This is a genomic window from Sapientia aquatica (assembly GCF_004358105.1).
In the GTDB taxonomy this organism is placed as follows: Bacteria; Pseudomonadota; Gammaproteobacteria; order Burkholderiales; family Burkholderiaceae_D; genus Solimicrobium; species Solimicrobium aquaticum.
Genome location: NZ_SMYL01000006.1, coordinates 116,204 through 131,112, shown reverse-complemented (window position 1 = coordinate 131,112; position 14,909 = coordinate 116,204). Strand labels below are relative to the sequence as shown.

At 50.4% G+C, this 14,909-nt stretch carries 13 protein-coding genes; 8 read left to right on the top strand and 5 right to left on the bottom strand.

The window, feature by feature from the left end:
* Window positions 1–68: 68 nt before the first annotated feature.
* Genes E2I14_RS12905 through E2I14_RS12870 form a run of 8 tightly spaced genes read left to right on the top strand, consistent with a single transcriptional unit; the run spans window position 69 to window position 7,007 of the window.
* A complete protein-coding gene (locus tag E2I14_RS12905) occupies window positions 69–1,346 on the top strand; it encodes an NAD(P)/FAD-dependent oxidoreductase (RefSeq protein ID WP_133329157.1) in 1,278 nt (425 codons plus the stop codon).
* On the top strand, window positions 1,343–2,197 hold the full coding sequence (locus E2I14_RS12900) for a DUF1365 domain-containing protein (protein WP_206105640.1): 855 nt from the start codon (window positions 1,343–1,345) through the stop codon (window positions 2,195–2,197). The genes E2I14_RS12905 and E2I14_RS12900 overlap by 4 nt, the downstream gene beginning before the upstream one ends.
* Window positions 2,194–3,405, top strand: a complete 1,212-nt coding sequence (locus tag E2I14_RS12895) for an SAM-dependent methyltransferase (protein WP_227544729.1) — start codon at window positions 2,194–2,196, stop codon at window positions 3,403–3,405. The genes E2I14_RS12900 and E2I14_RS12895 overlap by 4 nt, the downstream gene beginning before the upstream one ends.
* Window positions 3,374–3,946, top strand: a complete 573-nt coding sequence (locus tag E2I14_RS12890; RefSeq protein WP_227544728.1) for a chalcone isomerase family protein — start codon at window positions 3,374–3,376, stop codon at window positions 3,944–3,946. Before E2I14_RS12895 ends, E2I14_RS12890 begins: the two co-directional genes overlap by 32 nt.
* Window positions 3,943–5,250: an MFS transporter gene (locus tag E2I14_RS12885; protein ID WP_133329155.1), complete on the top strand. Its 1,308-nt coding sequence runs from the start codon at window positions 3,943–3,945 to the stop codon at window positions 5,248–5,250. The genes E2I14_RS12890 and E2I14_RS12885 overlap by 4 nt, the downstream gene beginning before the upstream one ends.
* Entirely contained in the window at window positions 5,243–5,794 is a 552-nt protein-coding gene (locus E2I14_RS12880; protein ID WP_133329153.1) for a DUF3833 domain-containing protein, read from the top strand. Before E2I14_RS12885 ends, E2I14_RS12880 begins: the two co-directional genes overlap by 8 nt.
* Entirely contained in the window at window positions 5,791–6,570 is a 780-nt protein-coding gene (locus E2I14_RS12875; protein WP_206105639.1) for an SDR family NAD(P)-dependent oxidoreductase, read from the top strand. Before E2I14_RS12880 ends, E2I14_RS12875 begins: the two co-directional genes overlap by 4 nt.
* On the top strand, window positions 6,567–7,007 hold the full coding sequence (locus E2I14_RS12870) for a nuclear transport factor 2 family protein (RefSeq protein WP_133329151.1): 441 nt from the start codon (window positions 6,567–6,569) through the stop codon (window positions 7,005–7,007). The genes E2I14_RS12875 and E2I14_RS12870 overlap by 4 nt, the downstream gene beginning before the upstream one ends.
* Before the next feature lie 10 nt (window positions 7,008–7,017).
* On the opposite strand, the gene E2I14_RS12865 is transcribed toward E2I14_RS12870, so the two are convergent.
* From E2I14_RS12865 to E2I14_RS12845, 5 genes are all read right to left on the bottom strand, one after another.
* The gene (locus tag E2I14_RS12865) at window positions 7,018–7,626 is read right to left on the bottom strand and encodes a UbiX family flavin prenyltransferase (RefSeq protein ID WP_133329149.1); all 609 of its coding nucleotides are present in this window, start codon (window positions 7,624–7,626) and stop codon (window positions 7,018–7,020) included.
* Between the two features lie 19 nt (window positions 7,627–7,645).
* A complete protein-coding gene (gene grxD, locus E2I14_RS12860; protein ID WP_133329148.1) occupies window positions 7,646–7,957 on the bottom strand; it encodes a Grx4 family monothiol glutaredoxin in 312 nt (103 codons plus the stop codon).
* Window positions 7,958–8,202: 245 nt separating this feature from the next.
* On the bottom strand, window positions 8,203–10,554 hold the full coding sequence (locus E2I14_RS12855; protein WP_133329146.1) for a Tex family protein: 2,352 nt from the start codon (window positions 10,552–10,554) through the stop codon (window positions 8,203–8,205).
* A 135-nt stretch (window positions 10,555–10,689) separates the two neighbouring features.
* Window positions 10,690–12,471, bottom strand: coding sequence for a DUF885 domain-containing protein (locus E2I14_RS12850; protein WP_133329144.1), 1,782 nt, complete (start codon window positions 12,469–12,471; stop codon window positions 10,690–10,692).
* Between the two features lie 132 nt (window positions 12,472–12,603).
* Window positions 12,604–14,904 carry a patatin-like phospholipase family protein gene (locus E2I14_RS12845; RefSeq protein WP_133329142.1) on the bottom strand — a complete coding sequence of 767 codons (2,301 nt, stop codon included), beginning with the start codon at window positions 14,902–14,904 and terminating at the stop codon, window positions 12,604–12,606.
* Window positions 14,905–14,909 lie beyond the last annotated feature (5 nt).

Genomic DNA, 14,909 nt, shown 5'->3' with positions numbered 1-14,909 from the left:
AATTAATAATGCGCGTAACAAAACGTCAAGTGCCATTTCATAATCAATACACAAGTTTAGGTGAATAAATGAACGAAAAAAGACAGCGTATAGCAGTCATTGGTGCAGGAATTTCCGGTCTGGCTAGCGCGTACTTTTTGAGTCGCCAACATGATGTGGTGTTGTATGAAGCCGGTGCTTACTTAGGCGGGCACACCAATACAGTTGAGGTAACGATTGAGGGTATTACTCATCCAGTTGATACTGGGTTTTTGGTCTATAACCAAGCCACTTATCCCAACCTGATTGCCTTGTTTGCTGAATTGGGCGTGAAAAGTTACGGCACCGATATGTCGTTTGGTGTGTCGATCGACGATGGCGCAACCGAATGGGCCGGGACTAATTTAGATACCTTCTTCGCACAACGTAGTCATTTATGTTCACCGTCGTTCTTGTTAATGCTGCGCGACATCATGCGCTTCAATGGTGCTGCTGAACTTTATCTAAAGCGCACCGTTGCCAGTGGCGAAACCTTGGGTGAATTGCTGGCCGCAGAAAACTACCGTGATGCTTTCCGCGATGCGTATTTGTTGCCCATGGCTGCGGCGATTTGGTCAAGCTCCCCGAGCGATATTTTGCATTACCCTGCCAGCACGTTTTTGCGCTTTTGTATGAACCACGCGCTACTGCAAGTCACTAATCGTCCGCAATGGCTGACCGTTAAAGGCGGCGGGCGTGATTACGTGCAAAAGATCGCGGCAACGTTGACTGATGCGCGTATCAATTCCCCCGTGACTAAAGTTAAACGCTCTGAAACCGGCGCCCTCGTGAGCACAGCGCAGGGCGAAGAAGCGTTTGATGCCGTGGTGTTTGCAACTCACTCGCCTCAGACTTTACAGATATTGGAAGATGCGACCGAGGATGAACGTAAAGTCCTGTCGGCCGTGCGTTACCAGTACAATAAAGCGATTCTTCACACCGATATCAAGCAAATGCCGCTGCGTAAAAAAGTGTGGTCCTCTTGGAATTACCTAAGCACGGTGGCGCAGGACGATCAACGTCCGGTGTGCGTGAGTTACTGGCTCAACCAATTACAAGACTTGCCGTTCGAAACGCCGGTCATGGTTACCTTAAATCCGTTTGCCGCGCCCGATCCAGCCAAGGTAATTGCCGAATTTGATTACGAACACCCCGTCTTTGATCATGCCGCGATCAATGCCCAAAAGCAGCTTGCAACGATCCAAGGTAAAAAGTCGATCTGGTTTGCAGGTGCGTGGACTGGTTATGGATTCCATGAAGATGGTTTGAAGTCAGCATTGCGCGTGGTGAATGATTTTGGTCTTGCGCCAAGTTGGGCCGTTCTATGACGACACTGCGCTCTGCTCCAGCGTGGTTGATTCGGGGCCAAGTGTTCCATGAGCGCGTGCGCCCTGTGCTGCACCGTTTTATTTATCCGGTATTTTATGTACGCGTTAATTTGGCGCGTTTGGACGAACTTAATTCGGCATGGTTTGCGGTTGATAAATGGCGTATCGCGTCACTGCAACAGCGCGATTATGGCGCGCGCGACGGCTCAAGTTTGCAAGCGTGGATGCGCAACATCCTCAACCAAGCCCAAGTCGATGCCGATGGTGAAATCTGGTTGCAAACCTTTCCGCGTTTATTCGGCTATGTGTTTAATCCGGTTAGCTTTTGGTATTGCCACGATAAAAGTGGCGGACTGCGCGCCGTCCTAGCTGAAGTCAATAACACCTTTGGTGAAACGCACCGCTATTTATTAACTGCCGCTGACAAACAAGTCATCACGGCTGAGACTGAACTGCATTGCAGTAAAAATATGCATGTCTCACCGTTTTGCCAAGTGCGTGGTTTTTACCGATTTAAGTTTAGAGACCAAGTCGCGGATAAATCGAACACAAGTTTGGTCAGCCTAGATTATTCCGATGCCGATGGATTGATTATAAAAACTGCGGTGGGTGGCAAATGCGAGCCGCTCAGCACAAACAACATTCGTCGGGCCGTGTTGATGCAGCCATTATTGACCTTTGCCATCATGTTCGGAATCCATCGTCAGGCCTTATCGCTTTGGATTAAACGGGTACCGTTTTTTAGTAAGCCGACGCCACCTACAGCACCGATTACTTTCCCTGAATTTAATCTCGACATGCCATTTAACAATTTAACCTCACAGCTCAACAACGAGGAGACATCATCGTGAGCCAAACACATTTTTCCGGCGTTTTGCCACCTAACGTGCCGACTGCTGCCAAGCTTTTTATTGGCTTGTTAAGTCGCCTGAAATCAGGTCATTTGCAAATCATTACGCCTGAGGGCAACCAAATGATGTTTGGTGACTTGCACCAACCACCTAGCGCCACGCTCAAAATTAACGACTGGCGCGCTTGCGCCCGCATCATCAGCGCGGGCGATATTGGCTTTGCTGAATGTTTGGAAGCGGATTGGGTTTCCACGCCGGATTTAACCGCGTTATTGCGCTTGGCCTTAAAAAATGAAGCCGCCTTACAACGCATGGTCAATGGTGGCCGGATTTCTACGCTGTGGTACCGCTTAAAACATTGGCTGCGCCCCAACACACGCGAAGGTAGCCGCCGCAATATTCACGCGCACTACGATATCGGAAATGATTTTTACCAGCGTTGGCTAGACCCAAGTTTTACCTATTCCAGCGCCGTATTTCACGGCGACTACAGCATCTCGCTGGAGCAAGCGCAAGCCAATAAATATCAACGCATTATTGATGAGTTAAAACTCAAAGCCGGCGACCACGTATTAGAAATCGGCTGCGGCTGGGGCGGCTTTGCGGAACACGCTGGCAAGCAAGGCATCCGCATTACTGGCATCACAATTTCGCCGGCGCAGTTGGCTATTGCCAAAGAGCGCGTGCAAAAAAATAATTTGACCGAGTTAGTCGATTTGCAGTTGTGTGATTACCGCGATTTGACCGGCCAATTTGACGCGGTCGTTTCGATTGAAATGTTTGAAGCTGTGGGCGAGCGCTTCTGGGCGGAGTATTTTAAAACCGTGTCAGCGCGACTCAAGTCGGGCGGTAACGCGTTAATCCAATCGATCTCGATTTTGGAACGCGATTTTGAACGCTATCGCAGCAGCACCGATTTTATCCAGCAATATATTTTCCCGGGTGGGATGTTGCCCAGCCCTGAGCGCTTTGTAGAGCAGGCAGAAAAAGCCGGATTGGCGACCTTGTCCCATTATCCGTTTGGCCGCGACTACGCTGAAACGCTGCGTCGTTGGCATCAAGCGTGGGAGCGCGAGTACGAATCAATTATCAAGCTCGGTTTCGATGACCGTTTTATGCGCATTTGGCGCATGTATTTTGCCTATTGCGAAGCTGGCTTTGACGAGGGGAAAACCGATGTCATCCAATTCTTACTGCACAAAGCTTAACAACCGACTGAGCGCCGTCCGGGCCACAGTCGCATTGGGCTTGGCGGCCTTTATGCTGTTCGCCCAAGCGGCATCCGCAGAAACATGGCGCGATCAATTGCCGCAAGCCAAAGAAGTCGGGCAAGGTGAGTTGCGCTGGTTTGGCTTCCGAATTTATAGCGCTAAATTGTGGAGCCAAACTCAGCCGTTTAATCAAAACGATGCGTTTGCGTTGGAATTAACCTACCACCGCGCTATCAGCCGCGAGCAATTTGTTGAAAAAAGTATCGATGAAATTAAGCGCATTTTCGGTTCGCGTTATTCTGACCAAAAGCTACACGCTTGGTCGCTCGAATTGGGCCGCGTTTTCCCAAGTGTAGTGGAAGGCGATGAATTAATCGGCGTGTATTTGCCGCAGCGTGGTTGCCGCTTTTATGGGAAAAACACTGCGCTAGGCGAGATCGCTGATGTTGAATTGGCGCAGGCCTTTTTTGCCATTTGGCTTGATCCAAAGACCAAAGATAGTACCTTGCGCGCTAACTTGCTTGGACTGGGTAAATGACTAAGGTAGCCAAAGCGAGCAACTCAACCCGGGCCATGATTGCTTACGGATTGTTGGGCTTGCCATTGGCCATGTCGGCGTTACCGGTGTACGTGCAAGTGCCGACTTATTACACCACGCAGCTTGGCTTGGCCTTATCAAGCGCTGGTTGGATTTTGTTTTTAGCACGCTTTATCGATGCGCTCCAAGATCCCTTATTGGGTCGGATGATCGATAAGCAGCATCGTAAAAACGGACAGTTGGTGATGTGGTTTTGCGTGGCTGGATTCATGCTAGCGGCGGCGTTTTTCGGTTTGTGGTTGCCGCCTGTATCGGTTGAATATTTAGGGCTTTGGTTGGCGGCGATGTTGGTGTTTGCCTATGTCGCGCACAGCATGCTCAATATTGCCTATTTATCGTGGGGCGCTCGCTTGGCCGACGAGCAAAAAGACGAGAATAGTGCTGCGCCCGTTTCATCCCGACTCAACGCCGCAGCATGGCGCGAGGCGGCTGGCTTAATTGGTGTGATTTTGGCGAGCGTTATTCCCAGCATCATTATCGCGGGTGATGTACATCAGGTTCCGAGCTTAATGGGTTGGTACAGCGCGGTCTTTGCGGTGTTGTTGGCGTTATCGATTGCTCTGCTGTTGCGCGCCGCACCGATCTGGCAGCGCAGTACTGGCATTGTCTTGGATAGGCGCACCGAATGGAACAATATGCGTGCCAATCAAGCGTTTAAAGCCTTGCTGCCGCCGTATTTTTTAAACGCGATTTCGGTCTCGGTACCGGCTACTTTGGTTCTGTTTTTTATTAATGATCGATTGCAAGCGAGTTCCTACAGCGCCGCGTTTTTAGCCAGTTATTTTGTGGCTGCCGCGATTGGTTTGCCGTGCTGGGTTAAGTTGGCGCATCGAATCGGCGTGATCACGGCGTGGCGCTGGGGCATGTTGTTGGCGGTGCTGGCGTTTGTCAGCGCGGCAATGTTGGGCGCTGGCGCGATTATGCCTTTTTTTGTGGTGTGTATTGCTTCTGGATTTGCCTTAGGGGCTGATTTGGCGTTGCCACCGGTTTTGCTTTCCACCGTAATTGATGCTGATGCTGCACCAGCGGCGTATTACGGTATTTGGACTTTATTGGCTAAATTTGCCTTAGCCGTTTCGGGATTGACGCTGCCGTTATTGGCCTACGTTGATTACCACCCAGGCCAGCCGGCCAATGCGTATTTGGCACTGGCTTATGCTGGAATTCCCTGCGTGGCAAAGCTCTTCGCTTTGTTTTTGTTGCTGCGCTTATCGCGTTTATTAAAGGAAGCAAATCATGCGTAAATGTATCCAATCTTGGCTTAGCAAAGCCGCCTTGCTCGCGGCAACCTTGCTGCTGGCAAGCTGCGCTGCACCCGATGTAACTCATTACGCCAAGGTGCAACCTAAGCTCGACTTAGTGACCTATTTTTCTGGCACCACCGATGCGTGGGGTATGTTCCAACAGCGTAATGGTGAAGTTACCAAACGCTTTCACGTTGAAATTATCGGCACTCAAAAAGACGGCAAGCTAATCCTTGATGAGCATTTTGTGTACGACGATGGCACCAAGCAGCAGCGTATTTGGACTTTGGTGAAATCGGCCGATGGTCTGTGGCATGGCACCGCCGCTGATGTGGTGGGCGAAGCGATTGGTCAAGTATCCGGCAACACGTTGCACTGGCAATACACTTTGTTGCTGCCGGTCGATAACGACAGCTACCAAATGCGTTTCGATGATTGGATGTATTTGATGGATGACCAATCGATGATGAATCGCGCCAGCATGTCGAAATTTGGCATCGAGTTCGGACAAGTCACCTTGTTCTTTAAAAAGCGAGGTGGATGATGTTCTCCTCATTTAATGCGCCAGTAAAGCAATGGGCTGGAAAGCGCATTTGGATCATCGGCGCGTCCAGCGGGATCGGTGCCGCCATGGCGCAGCAGATTGCCCAGCAGGGTGCGCAAGTTGCGATCTCGGCGCGGCGAGTCGAGTTATTGCAGCAAGTCGCCAGCAGCCATGATTCGATGTTCGCGCTGCCGTTAGATGTGCTCGATCAGGCGGCTTGGGCGACGGCCTACGCGCAGATTGTTGAGCGCATGGGTGGCGTCGATTTATTGCTATTCTGCGCCGCCGATTACCGCCCCGAGCGCACTTGGGAAGTCAAGCCAGAATTGGCCGCCCGTACTTTACAAATCAATGTAGGCAGCGTCTATAGTGGAGTAGCAACGGTATTGCCGGAGCTATTAAAGCAGGGACATGGCGGGATTGGAATTGTCGCAAGCGTAGCCGGTTATATGGGTTTGCCGAACGCATCTGTGTATGGGCCCAGCAAAGCAGCATTAATTAATTTGGCCGAGATTTTATACACCGATTTGCATCCACGTGGCTTGGATGTGTATTTGATTAATCCCGGCTTTGTGGATACTGGATTGACGGCCAAAAACAGTTTTTACATGCCAGCATTGCAGACTACGCAGCAAGCGGCAGCAGCGATCTGGAGCGGAATTAGTGCCGGTAAATTTGAAATCCATTTTCCGCGTCGCTTTACTCAGGTTCTAAAATTTATCCAGCTTTTGCCGTATAGCGTGCGCTTCTTTTTAATGACTCGGTTAGTGCCATGACAACGCCCATTCAACAGTCTCCGTTAGATCAATTGTTAGCGTGGTACAGCAGCTTGACGCCGGACAGCGTCAAGTTGGCGGTCGATTTTTATCAAAGTGATGCACGCTTTAAAGATCCGTTTAACGAAGTGCAAGGCGTGGAAGCCATCATAAAAATTTTTGACCATATGTTTGTTACCACTGAGTCACCACGTTTCATCATCCATGAGCGCGTAATGCAGGGTAGGCAGGCGTTTGTGACGTGGACATTTGAATTCGGCTTGAAAGGCAAACACTACACCGTGCTAGGCGCATCGCACCTCAAGTTTGATGCTGAAGGTTTGGTGATCGAGCATCGCGATTATTGGGATGCGGCGGAAGAGTTATTCCAAAAGCTTCCGATCATCGGCGCGCCCGTGCGCTGGTTGCGTCGGCAGTTTGAGGTGAAGCTCAGTTAGCTGAGTTAGATTAACTCTGAGCTTGATCCGACGGCTTCAATCCCGGCCATTCCGGAGTGAGCTGATGCGCAATATTGAACAAATCCAGCACACGGCCTACGCTGTGGTCGACCATCTCTGCGATGCTGGCTGGATGTTGGTAGAAGCTCGGTACTGGTGGGAAGATAATGCCGCCCATTTCGGTGACCGATGTCATATTGCGCAGGTGCGCTAGGTTGAGCGGTGTTTCGCGTACCAGCATGACTAAGCGGCGGCGTTCTTTTAAAGTTACATCGGCGGCACGACTGATTAGGTTTTCGGATAACCCTAACGCTACCGACGCTAAAGTTTTCATCGAGCAGGGCGCGATGATCATGCCGTCGGTGAGGAATGAGCCACTGGCAATGGCTGCACCGATGTCTTTGACGTTATAGACCTTGTCGGCCATAGCTTCGAGCTGCTGCTTTTTCATGCCGACTTCTTGATGCAAGCTCATGATGCCGGCTTCGGAAATAATCAGGTGTGATTCGATCTGCGTTGTGGCGCGCAGAATCTGCAGAATTCTGACGGCATACACCACGCCGGTGGCACCGGTGATACCGATGATTAAGCGTTTTGGTGGCGTGGTGGGATTAGTCAATGCGTTACCTGGTTGGGGATTATGATTCGATCAGCGCTTTGAGTTCGCCTGATTCGTACATTTCACCCATGATGTCTGAGCCACCGACGAATTCGCCTTTGATGTACAGCTGCGGGATGGTCGGCCAGTTAGAATAATCTTTGATTCCTTGACGAACCACGGCGTCTTCCAACACATTGATGGTCACGATGTTTTGCGCGCCACAGGCTTTCAAAATTTGAATAGCGCGACCCGAAAAGCCGCATTGTGGAAACTGCGCTGTGCCTTTCATAAACAGCACTACTGGGTTGTCGGTTACGGTTTGTTTGATCCAGCTTTGTACGTCGCTCATGGTGATGTTCCTGAATAGCTAAAAATAATCCCGTCATTATATAGAGAAATAGATGCCAGCGTGCTAGGTGGAAGCGGGGCAAAAGCGGCTAACAGTTATTGTGTTAGCGATTTTGCTAGAGGTCCAAACGTTGAAGCTAAATTTAATAATTTTGCAAACACATTGCCGCGCTTAGCACTCTATGTTGATTCTCAGTTGAGTGATAAGCGCGGCAATTGAACTTCGATTACGCCAAACTCGCTAAATTAACGTTTTAATTTTGCAAACGCTGCTGCCATCGCATTGTTAGCCGGAGCCGCTGCTGGTGTTGGTTGGCGTTGATGTTGCGCTAAGCGTTTAGCATCATCGCGATCAGCGCGCTGTGCTGGGGTGCTGCCGGCTTTCGGCGCTTCGTCGGTCAAGCGCATAGTCAGTGCAATGCGCTTGCGTTTTTCATCGACTTCCAAGACTTTGACTTTGACTACTTGCCCGACTTTGACCACCGTGTGCGGGTCTTTGACGAAGGTATTGGATAAGGCTGAAATATGCACCAAACCGTCTTGATGTACGCCGATATCGACGAAAGCGCCAAAGGCCGCGACGTTGGTAATGACGCCTTCTAAAATCATATCGGGACGCAGATCGCGGATTTCTTCCACGCCTTCTTTAAATGTAGCGGTAGAAAATTCTGGACGTGGATCGCGACCCGGCTTTTCTAGTTCTTTCAAAATATCGGTAATGGTCGGCACACCGAATTTGTCGTCAGCGTATTTCGCTGGATTTAACGTTTTCAATAAGCCGGCATCACCGATGACACTCTTCACATCGCGCTTTAAATCGGCCAGAATTTTTTCTACTAGCGGATACGATTCCGGATGCACGGCGGACGCGTCTAAGGGCGATTCGCCATCCATGATGCGCAAGAAACCTGCTGCTTGTTCAAATGTTTTATCGCCCAAACGCGGTACTTTGCGCAAGGCAGCGCGTGAGGCGAAACGGCCTTGCGTGTCGCGATAGTTGACGATGCTTTGCGCCACACTGTTGGACAATCCGGAGACCCGCGCTAACAAAGGAACCGACGCTGTATTGACATCGACGCCGACCGCATTGACGCAATCTTCGACCACCGCATCCAAGGATTTAGCCAACTGGCTTTGGCTCACATCGTGTTGATATTGACCGACGCCGATCGACTTTGGATCAATTTTAACCAGCTCCGCCAACGGATCTTGTAAGCGGCGCGCAATCGATACGGCACCACGAATCGAGACATCCAAATCGGGTAATTCTTTGGACGCAAATTCGGACGCTGAATAGACCGACGCGCCTGCTTCGGATACCACGATTTTGCGCAGCTTTAATTCGGGCTTGAGCTTGATTAAATCCTGCGCCAATTTATCGGTCTCGCGCGATGCCGTGCCGTTACCAATCGAGATCAGTGACACATTATGTTTGGCCGCTAATTGCGCCAAGGTGTGTAACGAGCCATCCCAATCGTTGCGCGGTTGGTGCGGATAAATGGTGCTGTGTTCCAGTACTTTACCGGTCGCATCGACAATGGCGACTTTTACGCCAGTGCGTAGGCCCGGATCTAATCCCATTGTGGCGTGTTGTCCGGCGGGCGCGGCAAGCAGCAAGGCTTTTAAATTTAAGGCGAATACGTTGATGGCTTCTAACTCAGCGCGTTCGCGCAGTTGGCCCATTAATTCGCTCTCTAAGTGCATGAAGACTTTCACGCGCCAGCACCAACGGACAGTGTCGGCCAACCATTTGTCGGCGGGGCGACCTTGGTTACTGATCTTGAAATAATTGGCGATGCGAGCTTCGCAGGGATTGAGCGGCGCATCCCATTTTGGTTTTTCTTCTTCGGTGTCTAAACGCAAAACGACGTTAAGCATTTCTTCGCGGCGGCCACGTAGAATCGCTAAGGCGCGGTGCGAAGGGATGTTCATAATCGCTTCGGAGTAGGCGAAGTAATCGGAATATTTTGCGCCTTCGTCTTGCTTACCTTCGATCACACTGGATTCCACCACGCCGTGTTCTTGCAAATACACACGGCATTGTTGTAGCAAGGTGGCGTCTTCGGCAAAGCGTTCCATCAAAATTTGACGCGCACCGTCGAGCGCTGCTTTGGTATCAGGTACGCCCGGATTGTCACCTGCTTCGGTTTTAAAGGCTGGCTTTAAATACGCGCTGGCAGCTTTTTCGGGCACCAAGTTCGGATCAGCTAACAGACTATCCGCCAACGGTAGCAGTCCTGCTTCTAAGGCGATTTGCGCTTTGGTGCGGCGTTTAACTTTGTATGGCAAATACAAATCTTCCAAACCAGTTTTGTCTTCCGCATGCATGATCGCGTCCAGCAAAACCGGTGTCATCTTGCCTTGCTCGGTAATCGAATTGACGATCGCTTCGCGGCGTTGTTCTAGTTCGCGCAAATACGACAAACGCTGCTCCAACAAGCGCAATTGGGTATCGTCCAAGCCACCAGTGGCTTCTTTACGATAGCGAGAAATAAATGGCACGGTTGCGCCTTCGTCTAATAAGGCGATGGCGGCAGAAATTTGCTGCGGTTTGGCGACGAGTTCGACGGCCAGACGTTGTTCAATGGAAGGCAACATAAACAGTTCAGTAAAAAATAACAAGCGCAGATCATACCGTGTTCAGGTAATTGCGCCAGTCTTGACAGGGGATTTTGTAAAGAGTAGGGCGCAGCATCCATATCGCTCGATGCTGCGCCAGATAGTGTGAAATTACTATTGTTTCGCGGGTGTGCTCGTGGATGCAGCCGGTGTCGCCAATTGCTGTTGCTGTGCAATCCAAGTATCAATTTGCGCTTCCAATACCGATAACGGAATTGCACCATTATCAATCACCGCGTTATGGAAAGTGCGAATATCAAACTTATCACCCAAAGCAGACGCTGCTTTGGCGCGCAGTTGGCGGATTTTAAGTTGCCCAATTTTGTAGCCCAAGGCTTGTCCCGGCCACGCAATGTAGCGATCGATTTCAACAATATTGTCGCTCGGTGGATTGGCGGTGTTCTCGCTCAGATAAGCAATCGCTTGCTCTCGGCTCCAGCCTAAGGCATGAATACCGGTGTCAACGACTAAGCGCGCCGCGCGGAATAATTCGTCGTTTAAGTTACCGAATTTGGAATACGGGTCTTTATAAAATCCCATCTCATCGCCCAGACTTTCGGAGTATAAAGCCCAGCCTTCGCCAAACGCGTTATACCAACCGTTGCGTCGAAATTTAGGCAAGCCAGTCGCTTCTTTCGCCATCGTGATTTGCAAATGATGTCCGGGGATTGCTTCGTGTAGCGTCAAGGTTTCCATGCCCCATTTTGGACGGGTGTTTAAGTTAGAAATATTGGCGGCAAAATAGCCCGAACGGCTGCCGTCATCGGGCCCCGGATTGTAATAGGCCGCTGGCTGCTGTTCTGAGCCTAACAAGGGAATCGGCTTGACTTCGGCTTGCGCGGCGGGCAGGTGCGCGAACATGGTGGGTAAGACTTTATAAACGCGGCTGATGATATCGCGGAAACCGTTCAATAAATCGTCCGAGTTGGTGTAGTAAAAACGCGGATCGGTATTGAGGAAAACGGTGAATTCAGCAAAGCTGCCTTTAAAGCCAACTTGATCCATCACCCGTTGCATTTCAGCGCGTATCCGTGCTACTTCTGACAAGCCAATATCGTGAATTTGTTGCGGCGTTAAATCGGTGGTGGTGCTGTTCTTGACCATGAAATTGTAGTACGCCATACCGCCAGGCAAACTGGATGCGCCGATGCTGTCGCGGCAGGCGGGTAGGTATTGGGTGGTGATGAAATTTTCCAGTTTCTCTAACGCTGGCGCGACGCGTTCGGCTAATTCTTTTTTACCGCGTTGAGCGAATACTTCTGGGCGCGGAACATTCTTTGGGATGTTATCGAACGGTTTGGCCAGTTCGCTTTCAGCGAGGTGCAAACGCAGATCGCGCAGTTGTTGCGGCACTGGCGCGATGATGACTTTGGGCGCAACCCAACCGGTCTTCATGCCTTGTTGTAGTTGTTCGATAATCCCATCGACATAGGCGGGGATTGCATGCAAGCGCGCCAAATAATTGTGGTAATCGAGTGCATTATTAAACGGCGTTTGCGAAGCTAAACTTGGCAAGGTTGATTGCAAGCCATCGATCTGCGAAATCGGCTGCACCGTGTAGGGATATAAGGTGGCCGCTTGCAGCGCTTGCTGCTTTTCCAGTACAAACATGTCGTAAGAGAGTAGGTCTTGGCCGCTTAAGGCGTCGCGCTTAATTTTGAGCGCTTCGCGCAGCATGTCCTGTTCGTGTTTAGTCGCCATGCGGCTTGCGGCTAAGGTTGTGTTGGATAGTCGGTGGTTGTAGCGATTGTCGCCTAAGCTAGTGGCGTTTCCGGGATTGTGGCTTAAGCTCCATTGCCAATCCGATTCAAACAAATTGTCGAGTTGGGTATTGGTGCCGGCATGCACAGTTGAAAAGCTCAATGCTAGCGCCAAGACGGATATTATTTTTTTCATATTATTCTCATCAAAAATGATGCAGCATTCTAACTAAAAGCATTTATTCTGCAAATGTAAAACGGCGAGTTAGTTGCCTAGCTCGCCGTTTTGCCGTGGTTATTTGATTAACTACGGTGCTGGTCTTGCGTTTTATTGCCGTCCAAGCTGTAAGAATAAGTTGAATGCGCCAGCCGGTGCGGCGGCAATCCCGAAATGGATAGGCCCCATAAATGTATTGGCCCCAACGAACACCGACAAGCTTTTACGCAAATTTTGTGAGTAAAAATCGGATTTAAAATTGCCCGCATTTCCCACTTCAAACGACGTGCCGATAAACGCCGATTCGCCCGCAAAGCCAAAATCCACTGCGCGGAATAAATAAGTCGCGTTGGCATAGGCGAGGTAATTGCCGATGAATTGCTCTGGCTGGTAAGCCGTTAAGCGCTGGAAGCCGCCTAGCGACAAACCAACTCCCGGAATCGGCGTGCCAGACTCGGCGCGACCGCCTAATCGTGCGGTTAAATTAATACTGTGATCGTCCTCACTGCTGGCCCATGTGGCGTTGAGGGTAGCTTGTTGAAAATTGTGCAGACTTGAGTACGTGTCGATAATGTTTGAATTACTGGCTTTGCGATTTAAACCGGCAATAATTTCACCGTCCACGTAGTAACCCTCACGCGGGAAAACGGGTTTGTCGAGTTGATCGATAACGAAGCGACTATGCAGCGCGATTTCGTCCATGCGCGCCCAAGGTAGGCTAGTGATGATGATGTCTTTGTTGTTGGTTTCAACCACTAAACCACCCAATTTAGGGCGCAAATTGTAATGGTTGACGATCAGACCCGAGCGTATTTCGCCCAAGGTAGAAAATTCACCGAGCGGCGTGCCGAGATCAATTCCGGCGCGTGAAGTTTGCAAGGCGTATTCTGCGACGCGGGTATTTTCGGAATACAGATTAAGGGTTTTGATTTGGGCGCCAACAAATGGCGCAACATACATCCCTTCGCGCACGATTAAGGGTTGGCGTAACTCTGAACGGATTCCATAAACATTGCCGAATTCAAGATCGTTACGCCATTCCAAGCCGCTGTCGTTTATCCACGGTAAGCGATGTCCAACCTGTAATTGGAAGCCGCTGACACCATCGAAACCGGTGGACATTTCCAAGCCTAAGCGCAAGAAATTTGGCCCCCAAGCGCGCTCTCTGGCTTCGATCACGATACCCGATTCACCGTTACGTTCGACTAAAGTATGCGTCACGTTATCGAACTGGCGTGAATTGATCAGCGGTTTGATGCGTTGGTTGATGTCTGCCGCATCGTAAGTCGAACCGATCGCAATATTGAGTTGGCGGCGAATATCGTCGGCGGGTATTTTTCCAGTGGTTTTGATATCCACGAAGGCAATGTGAATTGGCGGCAAAGTTGGATCGGAGCGAGTCTTCATCACCGCGGCATAGTTTTCTGCGCTAAGCTCTAACGGCGCGAGTTGGGCTTGCAGGCTTAAGGCGGTGTTGTAGCCTATCGTTGATGCTTCTCTGGCGCGCGGAAAATCCATGAAGCTAATATCGCCCAAATTGGCGTCGAGCAAAATGTCCGTCGGCAGCAATAATTTTTTTTGTTCACTGACGTTTTGCTCGGTCAAAATATTCAACATTTGTTGGCTGATGTTGAACAAACTATTGAGCTTGTCGCGTGGCAGAATTGGCGTGCCAATATTGACTGCGATGATGATATCGGCACCCATGCTGCGCGCAATATCGATGGGTAAATTTCGCACCAAGCCGCCGTCACTTAATAAGCGTCCATTAATTTCTATCGGCGCAAACACGCCGGGTGCAGCCATGCTAGCGCGGATGGCGCGATGCAACGGACCTTTGTCAAACACCACCATGTGGCCGTTTTCTAAATCCGTCGCCACCGCGCGGAAAGGGATTGGTAGTTGATCGAAATTGATGTCGGGTGGAATGTGTGAAGTCCAGTTATGCAGAATCTCTAAAAACTGATTGGCTTGCACCGCGCCTAGCGGCAACGTAATGCCGTCTTTGCTCACACCAAAGGTTCCGCCGATAGGATAGTTAATATCGTCTTCACGTAGTGGCTGAGAAATCGCGCGGCGGTCAACGATGTCTAAGGCGACTTGACCGAGATTGATATTTTTTAAACGGGTTTCAATTTCGTCTGCGCCCATGCCCGAAGCGTACAGTCCACCGATGACCGAGCCCATGCTTGTCCCGGCGATGCAGTCCACTGGAATATGGTGATCCTCCAAGTACCTCAACACGCCAATATGTGCAAAGCCGCGCGCACCACCACCCGATAACGCAACGCAGATCTTTGGGCGAGTTTTAGCACTGGGTTCGGTATTGGGTGGGGTCAGGTTTTGAGCCGTTGAATTTGACCAATAACAGAGCGCAACGATTGCAAACACGAAGTTGGAAAAATAGCGCATGACAA

Excerpts from the sequence above, each read along its gene's own strand:
- E2I14_RS12875 (WP_206105639.1), top strand. The coding sequence starts at position 5,791 with ATGATGTTCTCCTCATTTAATGCGCCAGTAAAGCAATGGGCTGGAAAG.
- E2I14_RS12850 (WP_133329144.1), bottom strand. The coding sequence starts at position 12,471 with ATGAAAAAAATAATATCCGTCTTGGCGCTAGCATTGAGCTTTTCAACT.
- E2I14_RS12905 (WP_133329157.1), top strand. The coding sequence starts at position 69 with ATGAACGAAAAAAGACAGCGTATAGCAGTCATTGGTGCAGGAATTTCC.
- grxD (WP_133329148.1), bottom strand. The coding sequence starts at position 7,957 with ATGAGCGACGTACAAAGCTGGATCAAACAAACCGTAACCGACAACCCA.
- E2I14_RS12870 (WP_133329151.1), top strand. The coding sequence starts at position 6,567 with ATGACAACGCCCATTCAACAGTCTCCGTTAGATCAATTGTTAGCGTGG.
- E2I14_RS12880 (WP_133329153.1), top strand. The coding sequence starts at position 5,243 with ATGCGTAAATGTATCCAATCTTGGCTTAGCAAAGCCGCCTTGCTCGCG.
- E2I14_RS12855 (WP_133329146.1), bottom strand. The coding sequence starts at position 10,554 with ATGTTGCCTTCCATTGAACAACGTCTGGCCGTCGAACTCGTCGCCAAA.
- E2I14_RS12845 (WP_133329142.1), bottom strand. The coding sequence starts at position 14,904 with ATGCGCTATTTTTCCAACTTCGTGTTTGCAATCGTTGCGCTCTGTTAT.
- E2I14_RS12890 (WP_227544728.1), top strand. The coding sequence starts at position 3,374 with ATGTCATCCAATTCTTACTGCACAAAGCTTAACAACCGACTGAGCGCC.
- E2I14_RS12900 (WP_206105640.1), top strand. The coding sequence starts at position 1,343 with ATGACGACACTGCGCTCTGCTCCAGCGTGGTTGATTCGGGGCCAAGTG.
- E2I14_RS12885 (WP_133329155.1), top strand. The coding sequence starts at position 3,943 with ATGACTAAGGTAGCCAAAGCGAGCAACTCAACCCGGGCCATGATTGCT.